This window comes from Paenarthrobacter sp. Z7-10 (assembly GCF_026932795.1).
Taxonomy (GTDB): Bacteria; Actinomycetota; Actinomycetes; order Actinomycetales; family Micrococcaceae; genus Arthrobacter_M.
The window spans coordinates 41,603-56,614 of the sequence record NZ_JADPVH010000005.1 but is presented as its reverse complement, the minus strand read 5'-3'; the positions used below and the strand labels follow the sequence as shown (position 1 = coordinate 56,614).

General features: G+C 64.3%; 16 protein-coding genes and 1 tRNA gene. 13 read left to right on the top strand and 4 right to left on the bottom strand.

Annotated elements, in window-relative coordinates:
- Positions 1 to 52 precede the first annotated feature (52 nt).
- From IV498_RS02790 to IV498_RS02775, 4 genes are all read left to right on the top strand, one after another.
- Positions 53 to 655, top strand: coding sequence for an FABP family protein (locus IV498_RS02790; protein WP_269045027.1), 603 nt, complete (start codon positions 53 to 55; stop codon positions 653 to 655).
- A gap of 51 nt (positions 656 to 706) precedes the next feature.
- Positions 707 to 1,804 carry a CAF17-like 4Fe-4S cluster assembly/insertion protein YgfZ gene (gene ygfZ, locus IV498_RS02785; protein ID WP_269045026.1) on the top strand — a complete coding sequence of 366 codons (1,098 nt, stop codon included), beginning with the start codon at positions 707 to 709 and terminating at the stop codon, positions 1,802 to 1,804.
- A 98-nt stretch (positions 1,805 to 1,902) separates the two neighbouring features.
- Complete coding sequence (locus IV498_RS02780) at positions 1,903 to 2,475, top strand: PadR family transcriptional regulator (RefSeq protein WP_269045025.1); 573 nt, start codon at positions 1,903 to 1,905, stop codon at positions 2,473 to 2,475.
- Between the two features lie 8 nt (positions 2,476 to 2,483).
- Entirely contained in the window at positions 2,484 to 4,082 is a 1,599-nt protein-coding gene (locus IV498_RS02775) for a DHA2 family efflux MFS transporter permease subunit (protein ID WP_269045024.1), read from the top strand.
- A gap of 157 nt (positions 4,083 to 4,239) precedes the next feature.
- Here IV498_RS02775 and IV498_RS02770 read toward each other — a convergent pair whose 3' ends face one another.
- The 3 genes from IV498_RS02770 to IV498_RS02760 all read right to left on the bottom strand — a co-directional run bounded on the left by IV498_RS02770 (position 4,240) and on the right by IV498_RS02760 (position 7,419).
- Positions 4,240 to 4,935: a GNAT family N-acetyltransferase gene (locus IV498_RS02770; RefSeq protein WP_269045023.1), complete on the bottom strand. Its 696-nt coding sequence runs from the start codon at positions 4,933 to 4,935 to the stop codon at positions 4,240 to 4,242.
- Positions 4,936 to 5,011: 76 nt separating this feature from the next.
- Positions 5,012 to 6,037 (bottom strand): 6-phosphofructokinase, encoded by a 1,026-nt coding sequence (locus IV498_RS02765; protein WP_269045022.1) that lies wholly within the window; start codon positions 6,035 to 6,037, stop codon positions 5,012 to 5,014.
- 134 nt (positions 6,038 to 6,171) lie between these two features.
- A complete protein-coding gene (locus IV498_RS02760; protein WP_269045021.1) occupies positions 6,172 to 7,419 on the bottom strand; it encodes a pyridoxal phosphate-dependent aminotransferase in 1,248 nt (415 codons plus the stop codon).
- A 228-nt stretch (positions 7,420 to 7,647) separates the two neighbouring features.
- On the opposite strand from IV498_RS02760, the gene IV498_RS02755 reads away from it, so the two are divergent.
- The 9 genes from IV498_RS02755 to rplL all read left to right on the top strand — a co-directional run bounded on the left by IV498_RS02755 (position 7,648) and on the right by rplL (position 14,283).
- A tRNA-Trp gene (locus tag IV498_RS02755) sits at positions 7,648 to 7,720 on the top strand.
- Between the two features lie 144 nt (positions 7,721 to 7,864).
- Complete coding sequence (gene secE / locus IV498_RS02750; RefSeq protein WP_269045020.1) at positions 7,865 to 8,143, top strand: preprotein translocase subunit SecE; 279 nt, start codon at positions 7,865 to 7,867, stop codon at positions 8,141 to 8,143.
- An 84-nt stretch (positions 8,144 to 8,227) separates the two neighbouring features.
- Positions 8,228 to 9,097 carry a transcription termination/antitermination protein NusG gene (gene nusG, locus IV498_RS02745; RefSeq protein WP_269045019.1) on the top strand — a complete coding sequence of 290 codons (870 nt, stop codon included), beginning with the start codon at positions 8,228 to 8,230 and terminating at the stop codon, positions 9,095 to 9,097.
- A gap of 140 nt (positions 9,098 to 9,237) precedes the next feature.
- A complete protein-coding gene (rplK, locus tag IV498_RS02740) occupies positions 9,238 to 9,669 on the top strand; it encodes a 50S ribosomal protein L11 (RefSeq protein ID WP_269045018.1) in 432 nt (143 codons plus the stop codon).
- Between the two features lie 131 nt (positions 9,670 to 9,800).
- Positions 9,801 to 10,508 carry a 50S ribosomal protein L1 gene (rplA, locus tag IV498_RS02735; protein ID WP_269045017.1) on the top strand — a complete coding sequence of 236 codons (708 nt, stop codon included), beginning with the start codon at positions 9,801 to 9,803 and terminating at the stop codon, positions 10,506 to 10,508.
- Positions 10,509 to 10,614: 106 nt separating this feature from the next.
- On the top strand, positions 10,615 to 11,772 hold the full coding sequence (locus IV498_RS02730; protein ID WP_269045016.1) for a GNAT family N-acetyltransferase: 1,158 nt from the start codon (positions 10,615 to 10,617) through the stop codon (positions 11,770 to 11,772).
- Positions 11,769 to 12,866, top strand: a complete 1,098-nt coding sequence (locus tag IV498_RS02725; protein WP_269045015.1) for a GNAT family N-acetyltransferase — start codon at positions 11,769 to 11,771, stop codon at positions 12,864 to 12,866. The genes IV498_RS02730 and IV498_RS02725 overlap by 4 nt, the downstream gene beginning before the upstream one ends.
- Positions 12,867 to 13,237: 371 nt before the next feature.
- Positions 13,238 to 13,810: a 50S ribosomal protein L10 gene (rplJ, locus tag IV498_RS02720; RefSeq protein ID WP_269045014.1), complete on the top strand. Its 573-nt coding sequence runs from the start codon at positions 13,238 to 13,240 to the stop codon at positions 13,808 to 13,810.
- A gap of 98 nt (positions 13,811 to 13,908) precedes the next feature.
- On the top strand, positions 13,909 to 14,283 hold the full coding sequence (rplL, locus tag IV498_RS02715) for a 50S ribosomal protein L7/L12 (protein WP_269045013.1): 375 nt from the start codon (positions 13,909 to 13,911) through the stop codon (positions 14,281 to 14,283).
- A 225-nt stretch (positions 14,284 to 14,508) separates the two neighbouring features.
- On the opposite strand, the gene IV498_RS02710 is transcribed toward rplL, so the two are convergent.
- On the bottom strand, positions 14,509 to 15,012 hold the full coding sequence (locus IV498_RS02710; RefSeq protein ID WP_269045012.1) for an aminoacyl-tRNA deacylase: 504 nt from the start codon (positions 15,010 to 15,012) through the stop codon (positions 14,509 to 14,511).

Sequence of the window (15,012 nt, the reverse complement as noted above, 5' to 3'; positions counted from 1 at the left end):
GGGCTGGTGGTTTGGCGCCTGTTCAAGGGCCAGCAGTAAAGCGGGCTGACCCATGCCGATTGAAATCCCCACCGACCTGACACCGGAACTCGTTCCGCTGTCTTGGCTGCTGGGCGAATGGAACGGCGGCGGCCGGCTCGGAACGGGGGAATCGGACTCGGAGTATTTCTCCCAGCTGGTCACGTTCTCCACCAACGGGTTGCCCTACCTGCGCTACACCGCGGAAAGCTGGTTGACGGACGAGGAGGGCACTACGCTGCGTCCGCTCTCGGTGGAAACCGGATTCTGGGCGCTGGACCGTAAACTCAACGAGGCCGACGGCGGCCCGGGATTGGTTCCAGCGGACATTGTTCCGGCCCTGACCACGGCCGAGGATGTCGAAAAGCTGCGGAATGCGGACGGAGGCTTTGACCTCACCGCCACGATCGTCCACCCCGGAGGCATCTCGGAATTGTATTACGGCCAGATCAAGGGTCCGCAGATTCAGTTGGCCACCGATGCGGTAATGCGCGGTGCCGGGTCCAAGGATTATGCCGCCGCCACCCGAATATTCGGCCTTGTCAACGGCGATCTCTTCTGGCGTTGGGACGTGGCGGCGAACGGAAGCGAGCTGTCCGCCCACGCCTCCGCAATACTGAAAAAGACTCCCGCCTGATTCCAGCACGGCCCGGCGGAATACCCTCCAAGTACAGGACGTTCCCATTCCATGAGCTATTCAAGCGCCCTGCTCGCACGCCCCGGTGCTGTCGAGGCCTCCGGTCTGGACGCCGGCGTCGCCGCGCACTACGGCGATCCGATCCTGGAACAACGCAATCTCGCCGGCATTCACGGCAAACCCGGCACCGCCGTCGTCGACCTGTCCCACCGCGGAGTGGTAACCGTCACTGGAGCCGACCGGCTCAGCTGGCTCAACACCCTCTCCTCGCAGCAGGTCACAAACCTCGCTCCGGGGGTCGGCACGGAACTGCTGCTGCTGAGCATTACCGGCCGAATCGATTTCGATGTGCGGCTGGTCGATGATGGCACCACCAGCTGGCTGTTGGTGGAGAGCGCCGAGGCGGCGCCGCTGGCCGCCTGGCTGGCCAGCATGAAGTTCATGCTTCGGGTGGAGGTGGCCGACGTCTCTGCGCAGTGGGCTGTGGTTGGGTCAACGGTGCCCGTTTCCGGGTGGGCGGACCGCGTCCACTGGCGGGACCCGTGGCCCGAGGTGGGGTCGGGCGGATACGCCTATACCGCGCTGCCGGAGGAGTTACATCCGGGCAGGGAGCGCACTTGGTTTGAATACCTGCTGCCGCTCGCGGAGCTGGAATCCGCGACGGCGGCGCTGCCGCTGGCCGGAACATTGGCCTCCGAAGCGCTGCGCATCGCGGCGTGGCGTCCGCGGCTGGGCGCCGACACGGACGAGAAGACCATTCCGCATGAGCTTGACCTGCTCCGAACGGCGGTGCATCTGGCCAAGGGCTGCTACAAGGGCCAGGAAACCATCGCCCGGGTGCACAATCTGGGACATCCGCCGCGGAGGCTGGTTTTCCTGCAGCTGGACGGATCGCAACATACCCTGCCGGCCGCGGGCAGCGACGTTCTGATGGGGGACCGCCGGGTAGGCACGGTGACCTCCGTGGCGCAGCACTATGAAATGGGGCCGGTGGCCTTGGCGGTGGTCAAGCGGAGCGTGGATCCGGATGCCGCCCTCACCGTCGATGATGCGGGTGAGCTCTACATCGCGGCCCAGGAGATTATTGTCGCCCCCGATGCCGGACAGGTTGCCGGCCGGCAGACGGGCTTCCTGCGCGCACCGCGCTGATTCGGCGGCCGTCCGCACCCCCGTGGGTGCTCAAAGTTATTCCATGTGGAATACTTGATGCGGAATAAGAACGGGTTTTGTCGGGACGGGATGGATTGATGCCGGCGCTGACGCAATTGACACCCTTGGGCGTGGCCTCGTTGGCCCTGCTCGCGGAACGTCCCATGCATCCGTACGAGATGTATCAGCTGCTGATGGCACGAAGTGAGGACCGGCTGCTTAAGGTCCGGCCCGGGACGCTCTATCACGCGGTGGGGCGCCTGTCCGAGCACGGACTGGTGGACGCGGTGGGAACGGACCGGGAGGGCAACCGGCCCGAGCGCACCACCTACGAAATTTCGCAGGCCGGCCGACGTGCCCTCACCAGCCGGCTGGAGGACATGCTGGCGGTTCCCGCGAACGAGTATCCCGAGTTTCCACTGGCCATCGCGGAGGCGCACAATCTGCCCCGCGGACAGGTGCTGGAACTGCTGGACCGGCGGCTGGAAGCCCTGGTGGTGCGGTTGCTGGATTTGGAGCACGGGGAGCGCGTGGTCACCGGCCGCCGGATCGAGAAGAAGTACTGGATCGATCTCTGCTACCAACAGACTTTGCTGCGGGCCGATATTGGTTGGATCCGCAGCTTTCAGGAAGACCTTCGAACCGGCCGCATCGGCTGGGAATCGCCATAAGGAGAAAAGTGGAAAACGTTACTCGGCCGTGGCCGGCGCTGTGGTCGCTGGTGATTGGCTTCTTCATGATCCTGATCGATACCACCATTGTTTCCGTGGCCAATCCGGCCATCATGGAGGGCCTGCACACAGACATTAACTCGGTCATCTGGGTCACCAGTTCGTATCTTTTGGCTTACGCCGTTCCACTGCTGATTACCGGCCGGCTGGGGGATCGGTTCGGCCCGAAGAAGCTCTACCTTGCCGGTTTGGTGGTCTTTACCCTGGCCTCGCTGTGGTGCGGTTTCTCCTCCGACATCGCGACATTGATCGTGGCCCGGGCCGTGCAGGGGCTGGGTGCGGCGCTGATGACACCGCAGACCATGGCCGTCATCACCCGGATTTTTCCGCCGGACCGCCGCGGCCAGGCGATGGGTCTGTGGGGCGCGACTGCCGGTGTCGCAACGCTGGTGGGTCCCATCTTGGGCGGCGTGCTGGTGGATTCGCTGGGCTGGGAATGGATCTTCTTCATCAATGTCCCGATCGGCGTCGTCGCCTTCATTCTGGCCTGGCGGCTGGTGCCAAACCTGAGCACGCATCCGCATAAGTTTGACATTCCCGGCGTGCTGTTCAGCGCCGCCGGCATGTTCCTGCTGGTCTTCGGCATCCAGGAAGGTGGCACCTATTCCTGGGGAACCATCGTTGGTCCCATCTCGGTATGGGGCCTGATCACTGCCGGCATCGTGGTGCTGGTGCTGTTCGTTCTCTGGCAGGCCGTCAACAAAGGCGAGCCGCTGCTGCCGCTGTCGCTCTTCAAGGACCGCAATTTCTCGCTGGCCAATGTCGGCATCACCACGGTGGGCTTCAGCATCACCGCCATGAGCCTGCCGCTGATTTTCTACTATCAGGTGGTCCGCGGCCTCACGCCAACCCAGTCCGCGCTGATGATGGTGCCGATGGCGTTGATCTCCGGCGGTCTGGCACCGGTGGTGGGCAAGATTATTGACCGGGTCAATCCGAAGTACATTTGTTCCGCCGCCCTGGCGCTGATGGCGGTGGCCCTGTTCTGGAACGCGAAGCTGATTGCCCCCGATACCCCCATCTGGCTCTTCCTGCTCCCCAGTGCGCTGCTGGGCTTCGCGAACGCCGGCATTTGGGCGCCGCTGTCCACCACAGCCACGCGGAACCTCGCCCCGCGGCAGGCCGGTGCCGGCGCCGGCATCTACAACACCACCCGTCAGGTTGGTGCCGTGCTGGGCAGCGCGGCGATTGCTGCGCTGATCCAGTCCCGCCTGGCCGCGGACCTGCCGAAAATACCGGGTGCCTCCGGTGCCGCTCCGACAATGGAGTTTTCCGGCAGCCTTCCGGCCGCTCTGCATGCAGGCTTCTCCAGCGCGATGGGGGAATCGATCCTGTTGCCTGCGTCAGTGATAGTCCTTGGCGCGGCTGTGGCATTGTTCTTTGCCAAGCCAAGTTCAGTCGCGGGATGGGGCAAGCCGGACGACGGCGGCGCGCAGGCCGGGCACGACGACGGCGGCGCGCAGGCCGGGCACGACGACGGCGATGCCCGCGTGAGGCGGCCAAAGCACCGCGAGCCCGTGACAGCTCCGCCGGCGCGGGACCGGTAGCCGGGGCGGGACCGGTAGCCGGGGCGGGACCGGTAGCCGGGGCAGGACCGGTAGCCGGGGCAGGACCGGTAGCCGGGGCGGGACCGGTAGCCGGGGCAGGACCGGTAGCCGGGGCAGGACCGGCAGCCCGGCGCCCGAGCCGTGTCCTGCTGGCCGGTCAGCCCAGCAGAACGGAGGTCTGGGTTCCGGCCCGGAGGAAACCGAGCGAGTGGGCCGTGGCATTGGCGGCGGCATTGCTGACGTCGGCGCGCCACTGCAGCACCAGTCCGGAGGCCAGGGCCTCATGTGCCGCGATGGCTCCGGCCAGTTTGCCAAGCCCCGCACCGCGCCGCGGTGGGGCCACGAGGACGCCGAGCCGGGCGACAATGCCCTGCCACTCGGTGAAGGCGCCGCAGGCGACGGGTCCGCCGTCGAGCATCACGGTGTAGCTGTGTTTCAGCTTCGGCAGCCCGAATTCGTTCGCGTCGTCGGGCGGGCACAGTCCCTGCAGCGCCAGCGCGTGGGCGGGATCGCGGGATACGCTCAGGTCGCCTGAGGGCTGGACGAGCGGGAGATCGTCGGCGAAATAGAGGGCGGCCGTGCCCAATCCGTGTCCGCCGTGCTCCCGGGTCAGCCGGAGCAGCGTCGAGTGGTCAGCCAGTTCGTCGTCGTCCAGCCCTGCGGCCGCTTCGACCGCCCAGCCCGGACCCACCAGAGCAGAGCGGCCGAAGAGCCGCAGAAAGCTGACCGAGGTTGCGCCGTCGTCGTGCCTGACATGGCGTTCCAGACCGGTGCTGAGCGTGCCGTCGCCGAAACCGAGCCTGCGCTCCCATGCCAGCAGGACGATGGCGGCGCTGTTGTCATCAAAGCTCATGAATCCACGCTACCGCCTGCCAGGAACGGACCGCCTGCCAGGAACGGACCGCCCGCCCGGCGCCGGCCGGCTGGATTCAGCCGAAAAGAATTGCCGCTTCCTCATAGCGGTGCGGCGGGACGGTCTTCAGATTGCCCAGTGCGGCCTCGAAGCCCACATGCTTGATCTCGGTGCCTGCCAGCGACACCATGGTTCCCCAGCGTCCCTCCACCACGGAATCAATCGCCGCCATGCCCAGACGGGTAGCCAGGACCCGGTCGAAACCCGAGGGCACGCCGCCGCGCTGGATGTGGCCCAGAATGGTGGCACGGGTTTCAATCCCGGTGCGGGCCTCAATTTCCGGAGCCAGCTGGTCCGCGATGCCGCCCAGCCGTGGCCGGCCGAAAGTGTCCATGCCGCGCTCAGAATGCGGGGATTCCATGTGCGAGGGCACGAAGCCCTCCGCCACCACCACCAGCGGGGCGCGGCCCCGATCGTGTGCCTCATTGACCCACTCGGTGATCTGCTCGATGCTGACCTGCTGCTCCGGAATCAGGATGGCATGTGCACCCGAAGCCATGCCTGCATGCAGGGCAATCCAGCCCACGTGCCGGCCCATCACTTCGGCGATCATGCAGCGGTGATGGGACTCCCCGGTGGTGCGCAGCCGGTCAATGGCCTCGGTGGCGATCTGCACGGCGGTGTCGAAGCCGAAGGTGTAGTCCGTCGCGTCCAGGTCATTGTCCACGGTCTTGGGCACGCCTACGATTTTCAGACCGGCATCCGTGAGCCGCTTGGCGGCGGCGAGGGTTCCCTCGCCGCCGATGGCGATGATGGCATCAATGCCCATCCGCTCAAGGTGCGCTTTGATGACCTCCGGACCACCATCACCCTCGAAAGGATTAGTCCGGGAGGTTCCCAAAATCGTGCCACCCTGCTTGGAGATGCCGCGGACGCTCTGTCGTGGCAGATCCATGATGTCGCCTTCGACAACGCCGCGCCAGCCATCGCGGAAGCCAACAAATTCCTGGCCGTGGATTTTAATGCCCTTCAGCACCGCTCCGCGGATAACCGCATTGAGGCCGGGGCAGTCGCCGCCGCTGGTGAGAATTCCAATTTTCATCTAGCTCGGTCCTTTGAGCTCAGTCCCGATGGGGGAGGAGTGGTCGGGGATGCGAGCACTCCGTTGAGCTCTCTTAGAGATTCTAGACGCTGATGTGACTTAGGCAACTTGGCGGGTCACACCGGCAGCGCCGGCTAGCTGGCGCTGCCGAGGAACTCCTGCAGGCGCCCGACCCCTTCGGCCAGGTCCGCGTCGGAGAGGGCATAGGAGAGTCTGATGAATCCGCTGGGGCCGAACGCCTCCCCTGGAACTACTGCCACTTCAATCTGGTCCAGGATCAGGGCGGCAAGTTCGGCCGAGGTGGCGCAGCTGACGCCGGCCAAACTGCGGCCCAGCAGCCCCCGGACGTCGGCATAGGCGTAGAACGCGCCGTGGGGTGTTGGACACACCACCGCGTCGATGGCATTGAGCCCTGCCACCATGGCCTGCCGGCGGCGGTTGAAGGCTGTCTTCATTTCCTGCACCGCGGTCAGCGGCCCGGCGACGGCGGCCAAGGCAGCCCGCTGCGGAACGTTGGAGACGTTCGAGGTGGCGTGCGACTGCAGGTTTGTGGCCCCACGGACCACATCCGCCGGTCCGATCATCCAGCCGACCCGCCAACCCGTCATGGCATATGTTTTGGCTACCCCGTTGAGGATCACCACCTTGTCGCCCAGCTCCGGTGCTGCGGTGGCTATGGAGGTAAATGGAACGTCATCGTAGGTGAGGTGTTCGTAAATTTCATCCGTCAACACCCACAGGCCCTTGGCCGCGGCCCATTGGCCTATTTCCTTGGTCTGCCCGGGGGAGTAGACCGCGCCCGTCGGGTTCGACGGAGAGACGAACAGCAGGATCTTGGTCCGCGGCGTCAGAGCCGCCTCAAGCTGGTCGGTCGTGACCAGGTAGCCCTGCTCCGGGCCGGCAAAGACATGAACAGGTACGCCGCCGGCCAACCGAATAGCCTCCGGATAGGTGGTCCAGAAGGGAGTCGGCAACAGAACCTCGTCACCCGGATCGAGCAGGGTCGCAAACGCCTCGTAGACAGCCTGCTTTCCGCCGTTGGTCACCAAGACCTGCGAGGGATCCACCTGGTACCCGGAGTCACGGAGCGTTTTCGCAGCGATGGCGCTCTTAAGCTCAGGCAGCCCGGCGGCCGGTGAGTAGCGGTGGTTTTTCGGGTCCCTGGCGGCCGCAACAGCAGCGTCCACAATGTAGTCCGGCGTCGGGAAGTCCGGCTCGCCGGCACCGAAACTAATCACCGGACGGCCAGCTGCCTTGAGGGCCTTGGCCTTGGCATCCACAGCGAGGGTCGCCGATTCGGCAATGGCCGCTATTCGTGCGGAGACGCGCCGGCGCGGGTCCGCACGGGAGAAGTCGGGAGCAGCTGTCGCTTCGGCAGGCATGAGCGTTCCTTTTTCGGTGGGGTCCGGCCCGGTGACGGACCTCGTCCCTGTCCACTTTATGCTTATCGCCGCTCGGCTTCACGCATCTGCTGCCTCCGGTTCGACGTGGGAGTCCGGATTGCGTAGACTTATTCCTCGGTGTTCAAATCGCCATGATGGCCCGCGCCTTACGCTGGTTCCTTTCCGGAGCTGGACAGGGCGGACTTCAGGCAAAGAACGCCAGTACAAAGGGTAGTGGCGCAATTGGTAGCGCAGCGGTCTCCAAAACCGCAGGTTGCAGGTTCGAGTCCTGTCTGCCCTGCGCATGACTGGCCCGCGGCAGTCAGGATCCCTCAGGGTCCGGACTGCCGCGGACGCAGTGAACGGCAGCAGCAACCGGTATGGTCGTGGTGCTGGCGAGCCTCCGGACTGAAGACATCCACAGACACAGAAGAGCGAGGCAAAGGTGACCGAGACAGCCGCGGGCAGCTCCCAGGGCCGCCCTGCCAACAAGTCCACCAAGCCGGTGAAACCCGGGTTTTTCGCCCGGATGGCACTGTTCTTCCGTCAGGTCATTGGCGAGCTGCGGAAGGTAGTGACCCCGACTCGGAAAGAGCTGATCAACTACACGATTGTGGTTCTGGTTTTCGTGGCCATCATGATGGCCATCGTGACAGGACTGGATCTTGCCTTTGGCAAGGCCGTGCTGTGGATCTTCGGCGGCAGCGGCCCAACGGAGCAGTAAGTGCCGCCAGCGCCGACTATGTTGGCAGTTGCGGCACCCGGTCGGTTTGAGGCATTCAAGTTTGGAAAAGGAAGCGGGAAATACGTGTCTGAGCAGGAGCTCGAGGTAACAAAGACTGGGCCGAACGAGAGCACCGTTGAGGAGAATGCTTTCGAGGGCCGGGACGCCGCTGCGCCCGAAACCGGAGCGGACGATGCCATGGGCGACGCTGAAAATCGAGCCGTAACGCACGACGACGGCACGGACGTTCCGGCCGATGCAGCGGACGTTCCGGCGGATGACGCCGATGCCGCGGACGTTCCGGCGGACGACGCCGCCGATGAGGACGCCTTGGTGTCCGCCGCGGCTGCCGCCGAGCCGGATCCGGCCGATGAGTTCAAGGCCAAGCTGCGCCGCCAGGAGGGCGACTGGTTCGTCATCCACTCCTATGCCGGCTATGAGAACCGCGTGAAGGCGAACCTGGAGACCCGTATCCAGTCCCTGAACATGGAAGATTTCATCTTTGAAATCCAGGTTCCCATGGAAGAGGTCGTGGAGATCAAGAATGCGCAGCGCAAGGTCGTCAACCGCGTCCGTATTCCCGGCTACGTACTGGTCCGGATGGATCTGACCGACGCCTCCTGGGGTGCCGTGCGTCATACGCCAGGCGTAACGGGTTTTGTGGGCAACGCCCATAACCCGGTTCCGCTGCGCCTGGATGAGGTTTTCTCGATGCTTGCGCCGGTCTTTGAAGAAGAGCAGGCCGAGGCCGGTAAGCCGGTCAAGCATGCCCCGGCCGCTGTCGTCGACTTTGAGATTGGCGAGTCCGTGATCGTCAAGGAAGGTCCGTTCGAGACCCTTCCGGCGACCATCTCGGAGATCAAGCCGGAGTCCCAGACCATGGTGGTCCTGGTCTCCATCTTCGAGCGCGAAACACCCGTCACACTCTCGTTCAACCAGGTTGCCAAGATTTAGTTCCGGCACTGGTTGACCATCGATTTCGCCCCGGACCGGCCCGCTTAGCCGGCTTGGGGCGATGACCATCACGCCATGGTGGTCAAGAACCTGGGGCGCGCTCCGTCTCCTCAGGAAAGCTATTAGAGAAGGATCCGAAATTGGCTCCCAAGAAAAAGGTCACCGGCCTCATCAAGCTGCAGATCAAGGCGGGTGCTGCTAATCCAGCCCCTCCCATTGGTCCTGCGCTTGGCCAGCACGGTGTCAACATTATGGAATTCTGCAAGGCCTACAACGCCGCAACGGAGGCCCAGCGCGGCAACGTCATCCCGGTGGAAATCACGGTCTACGAGGACCGTTCGTTCACCTTCATCACCAAGACTCCGCCGGCAGCAGAGCTGATCAAGCAGGCCGCGGGCGTTGCTAAGGGATCGGCGACTCCGCATACCGTTAAGGTTGCGCAGCTGACCAAGGACCAGGTTAATGAAATCGCCAGCCAGAAGCTGGTGGATTTGAACGCCAACGACATCGAGGCCGCGGCCAAGATCATCGCCGGCACGGCCCGTTCCATGGGCATCACGGTCGAGGCCTGAGAGCTTCGCACCACCACTTACATTTCTAACGACGGCGGCGCCCCAGTGTATTTGCAATGGGTGCGAACTGCCGGCGGTGGCAGGGCCCAGCGCGGTCCGCAGACCACAACTGCACAAGGAGAAAGAGCAGCATGGCAAAGCGCAGCAAAGCATACGAGGCAGCGGCCGGCAAGATCGAGGCGGACAAGTTCTACACCCCGTTCGAGGCCATTAACCTCGCCAAGGACACCAATCCGTCCAAGTTCGACGCAACGGTGGAGGTTGCCTTCCGCTTGGGTGTCGATCCCCGCAAGGCCGACCAGATGGTCCGTGGCACGGTGAACCTTCCGCACGGTACCGGTAAAGTGGCGCGCGTCTTGGTTTTCGCAACCGGTGACCGGGCCGACGCGGCGATCGCCGCCGGCGCCGACTTTGTCGGTTCCGATGACCTGATCGAGAAGATCCAGGGTGGTTGGACCGACTTTGACGCCGCCGTCGCCACGCCTGACCTGATGGGTAAGGTTGGCCGGCTGGGTAAGATCCTTGGTCCCCGAAACCTGATGCCGAACCCGAAGACGGGCACGGTGACCAACAACGTTGCCAAGGCCGTCGAGGACATCAAGGGCGGAAAGATCGACTTCCGCGTCGACAAGCACTCGAACCTGCATTTCATTGTGGGCAAGGTGTCCTTCGACGCCCAGAAACTGGCCGAGAATTACGCGGCGGCCTTGGAAGAGGTGCTTCGGTTGAAGCCTTCCGCCTCCAAGGGACGTTACCTGCAGAAGGCCACCGTCAGCACCACGTTTGGCCCCGGCATTGCCGTGGATCCCAACGTCACCAAGGTTCTGGCCGACGCCTAAGCGGTAATTTCCATCAAAGGGCCGGTGCAGCTGCACCGGCCCTTTGTTTTGCCCGGCGTAACGCGGACCGGTTTAGGATGTGAGTATCCGGCAGAAAGCAGCTTCAATGACGAAGTCCAGTGTCCGCATAACCGACCTGCACGTTCCGGGCTCGTTGGACGGCCCCGATGCTGCCGCCTTCTTGGCGGATTGCGCGTTGGCGAACCTCGTGAAGGAACACGAACGCGGCAGCGGCGATTCTTGGCTTAGTCCGCAGGCGCGCAGAGTAATGGCAACGTCCTCCGTCTACGAAGAGCGCAGCATTTTGAGCGCGTGGATCCCGGCCGGAGACTCCGAGCGGCTGGTCGGCCGTGCCGCCGTTACGATCCCGCTGCGGGACAACCTGCGCTTGGCGGAGGTATCCATCCAGGTTCACCCGGAAGTGCGGCGGCGGGGAATTGGCAGCGCGCTGTACGCCGCGTGCCTGCCGCGGATCGCCGCGGCTTCCCGGACCACCGTGATCGGCTGGAGCGACCATGGCTGGCTGGAAACGGATGATGCAGCTGCCGGCACCAGGACGGAGGCTGCGCAGATTCTGACGCCGGCCACCGGGTCGGGGGCCATCGAGCTGGCTGCGCCGTCAGCATCCTTTGCCCGCAAACTGGGATTCAGCCTGGAACAAATCGAGCGTCTGAGCGTGCTCGCCGTACCGATCCCGGCCGCCCGGCTTGACGCTTTAACCGGGGGCCGTGGCGGCGCTTCGGACGGCTATGACCTTACCGGCTGGCACTCGCACTGCCCACCGGATCTACTGGAGGGATACGCAATGCTGCGCCGGCGCATGACCACGGAGGTCCCTCAGGGTGCGCTGGATTGGGAGGAGGAGGACTGGACCTCCGAGAGGATCCGGCTGGAGGAATCCGAGCTGGCCCCCGAAGGCCGCGAACTGCTGGTAACGGTCGCGCGGGAGGCAAGCAGCGGGGCGCTGGTGGGCCAAACTGTGCTTGAATACCTGCCGGCCAAACCCGACGTTGTCTTCCAGGAAGACACGCTGGTCCTTCCCGGGCACCGGGGCCACCGGCTTGGGATGCGGCTAAAATTGGCGAACCTCGAGCGGCTGACGGCTCAGTGGCCCGCGGTGCGCCGGATTTACACGGGCAACGCCGCAGAGAACGAACCGATGCTCGCGATCAATACGGCATTGGGGTTCATCCCGGCCGGCTGCACCGCCATTTGGCAGAAAGCCGCGGCAGTCTCGGATGGACGAGGGACGCTTCGCGCATGAGCCGGATTAAGATCGACCAGCTGTGGGTTCCGGACACCCTCGACGGCGAGGATACGGCCGATTTCCTCGCGTCGGTTGAAGGGTCCAGGCAGGTGCAGATCCATATTTGGGGCACTGACGACTTAGCCGCCAGTGCGGCCGAAACGCTGCAGAACTTCCGCGACCCCTACGAGTGGTACGTCGTGCTGATTGCCCGCCTCGACGGCGGGATCGTCGGCCAGGCTGGTATCGTGCTGCCGTTGGCCGACTCCACCCATTTGGCCTATGTCACCCTGGAGATCCTGCCCTCCGCGCAAGGACATGGGGTGGGGCGGGAGCTTCTGGAGGCGGCCGAGCAGTTCGTCCGCGGGGAGAACCGCCGGGTAGTCGTTGTGGAAACTCACCATCCGGTCTCGGCGCTGGCACTCGCCGAGGATGAACGGCTCAAGCCCGCGCAGGGAGCTGGATCGTTGCCCTTGAGCAGCCGCGAGGTCGCTTTTGCACAGCGGGCCGACTATCACCTGCAGCACATTGAGCACTTCAGTGCCTGCCCGGTGCCACTGCCCGGCACGCTGCAGGACGGGTTGATGGCCGAGGCAGCCGCGGCTCAGCACGGCAACTTCACGCTGCATCAATGGCTGGACCGTTGCCCGGACAAATGGCTGCGCGACATCGCCGCCCTGGAAGGGGATCCGGGCAATGATCCGGACTGGCCGGCGGAGGACTTGGAGGCTGGCGGCAGGACCGCCGGCGGTATCCGGGACGCCGAGGCGCTGGTGCTGGCGCGGGGACGGCGCACGCTGGTGACCGCGGTCGAGGACACCGCGAGCGGCACGCTCGTCGGATTTACCTCCACCACGATGCTCAGCACCTTGGGGGAGGTGGACTTTCAGGACGACACAGTGGTGGCGAATGAATACGATGGCCAACTGCTGGGTCAGCTGATCATGGTCGCCAACATGGAACTGTTGAGTGTGCAGTTTCCGAAGGCCCGGCGGGTCTACACATGGACGGCGGTGGACGACGGCGGCTGCACTGACGTGAACGGGAAGCTGGGATTCGTACCGGCCGGTGTCTCCGGGCAATGGCGGAAGGACCTGGGATCGCTGCGCTGAACGGCGGTCGGGGCTGAGGCGGGGGCAGTGGATTTGGCTGCAGCGGGAACGGCCGGTAAAGTGAGAGGACCAAAGACCGTCGGTCGATGGATAACACTTCCCCAAACCACAGCGGAAATCTTCTGTTGTGCGCGGGAACAAGGGTGTTGTTCCATCCGAAAGTCCCGTTAAAAAGGGCGACCGGCGCAGGTGAACGAAGCGACTTCCGCTTGAGCATGATCACTGGCTGCTGGCCGTGGTTGGCTTAGGGACGGACAAGCCCCGTGCACCTGCGCGGGGCGTTTTTAGTTTGTGCAGCCAGATCGCGTTCAACGCCGTCGAACCTGTACGGGACCCGAACTGACCGGCATTAATTTCCCGGAAGGAGGGTTATGGCAACGCCAAGCAAGGTGGCAGCCGTGGGGGAAATCACCACCGATTTCAACGAATCCACCGCTGCAGTCCTAACCGAATACCGTGGGCTCACCGTGGCGCAGCTCAAGGAGCTGCGTGTTTCTCTCGGCCGCGAGAACAAATTCTCGGTCGTCAAGAACACCCTGACTGCCATTGCGGCCAAGGAAGCTGGTGTTGGCGCTTTCGAAGGCCACCTCTCCGGCCCCACTGCAATTGCGTTCATCAGGGGTGACGCTGTTGCGGCAGCTAAGAGCCTGACGGATTTTGCAAAAACCAACAAGGCGCTGGTCATCAAGACCGGTTACTTCGAAGGTAAGTCCCTGAACGCAGCCGAGGTTGCCGCATTGGCCGCCCTCGAGTCGCGCGAACTGCAGTTGGCCCGGGTTGCCGGCATTCTGAAGGCTCCGATCGCCGCCGCTGCCCGCAGCATCGACGCTCTGCGCATGAAGCTGGCCGAAGGCACCGAGGCTCCGGCCGTCGAAGCTCCTGCGGAAGAGGCCCCGGCCGCTGCCGAGGCTCCCGCTGCTGCAGCTGAGACCACCGAGGCCTAGTCCTAACAGGGAAACCTCCCTGGTTCCATCCTGGGCTCCATGAGGACTCAGGTTATAGACCCGGCCGCACAGGCCTAAAAACAGAAGGAGCGCCATCCATGGCTAAGCTCACCAACGACGAGCTCATTGAAGCTTTCAAGGAACTGACCATCATCGAACTCTCCGAGTTCGTCAAGCAGTTCGAGGAGACCTTCGAGGTCACCGCTGCTGCCGTTGCAGTTGCAGGACCGGCTGCCGGCGAAGCTGCCGAAGAGGTGGAGAAGGATTCCTTCGACGTTATCCTCGAAGCTGCCGGCGACAAGAAGATTGCCGTCATCAAGGAGGTGCGCGCCCTGACCTCCCTCGGACTGAAGGAAGCCAAGGACGTCGTCGACTCCGCTCCGAAGGCCGTCCTCGAAGGCGCCACCAAGGAAGCTGCCGAAAAGGCCAAGGCTTCGCTGGAAGAAGCCGGCGCAACCGTTACCCTCAAGTAACTCCCTGCACCAGCAAAGAAGCCCCGCACCAATTGGTGCGGGGCTTCTTTGTGTCCGCCCCTCTCCCGACCAGGCGTCCGCCCCTCTCCCAACTGAGTGACAGCAGATGCACTCATTCGCGCTTATGAGTGCATCAGCTGCTACCTACTTGGGAGGTGGGGCCGATGGTGAGGTTTGGAATAGGGTGGGGCCGACGCCGGGGCTTGGGTGAAGTGGGTCCGGGACTTACGAAGTGGCTGGCGGCGCTGCGGAGGGGGCCGAGATGTCCGTGACAGTGGCGTTCAGGGAACTGAGCAGGTCATCGGCGTCCACGAACAAGCTGAAGCCATGTTCGCCGGCACCCATCGCCACCCGTTGCCCGGTCATCGCCGCATCCGCGTAGACCGGCCAGGCGGTTGTGCTTCCCAGCGGCGTGATGGTTCCCCGCTCGTAGCCGGTGGCTGCGAGGGCCACTTCGGGGGAGGGCAGGGCCAGTTTATTGACGCCGACCGCGGCCCGCAGCTTTGGCCAGGAGATCTGGCGGTCGCCGGGGATCAAGGCGAACAGGAAGGCACCGTCCTGGCGTTTGACCACCAAAGATTTGACGATATCCGCTTCCCTGATGCCCAGCACGGCCGCCGCTTCGGCCAGGCTTCCGGCCGGCCTGCGCGGAAAAATGTCCACCGCGAGAGCCCGGGCTGCCGCGTCGGCCCGGACCCGTCCGGTGCCCGAGAGCGGGGCCGGCTGCAC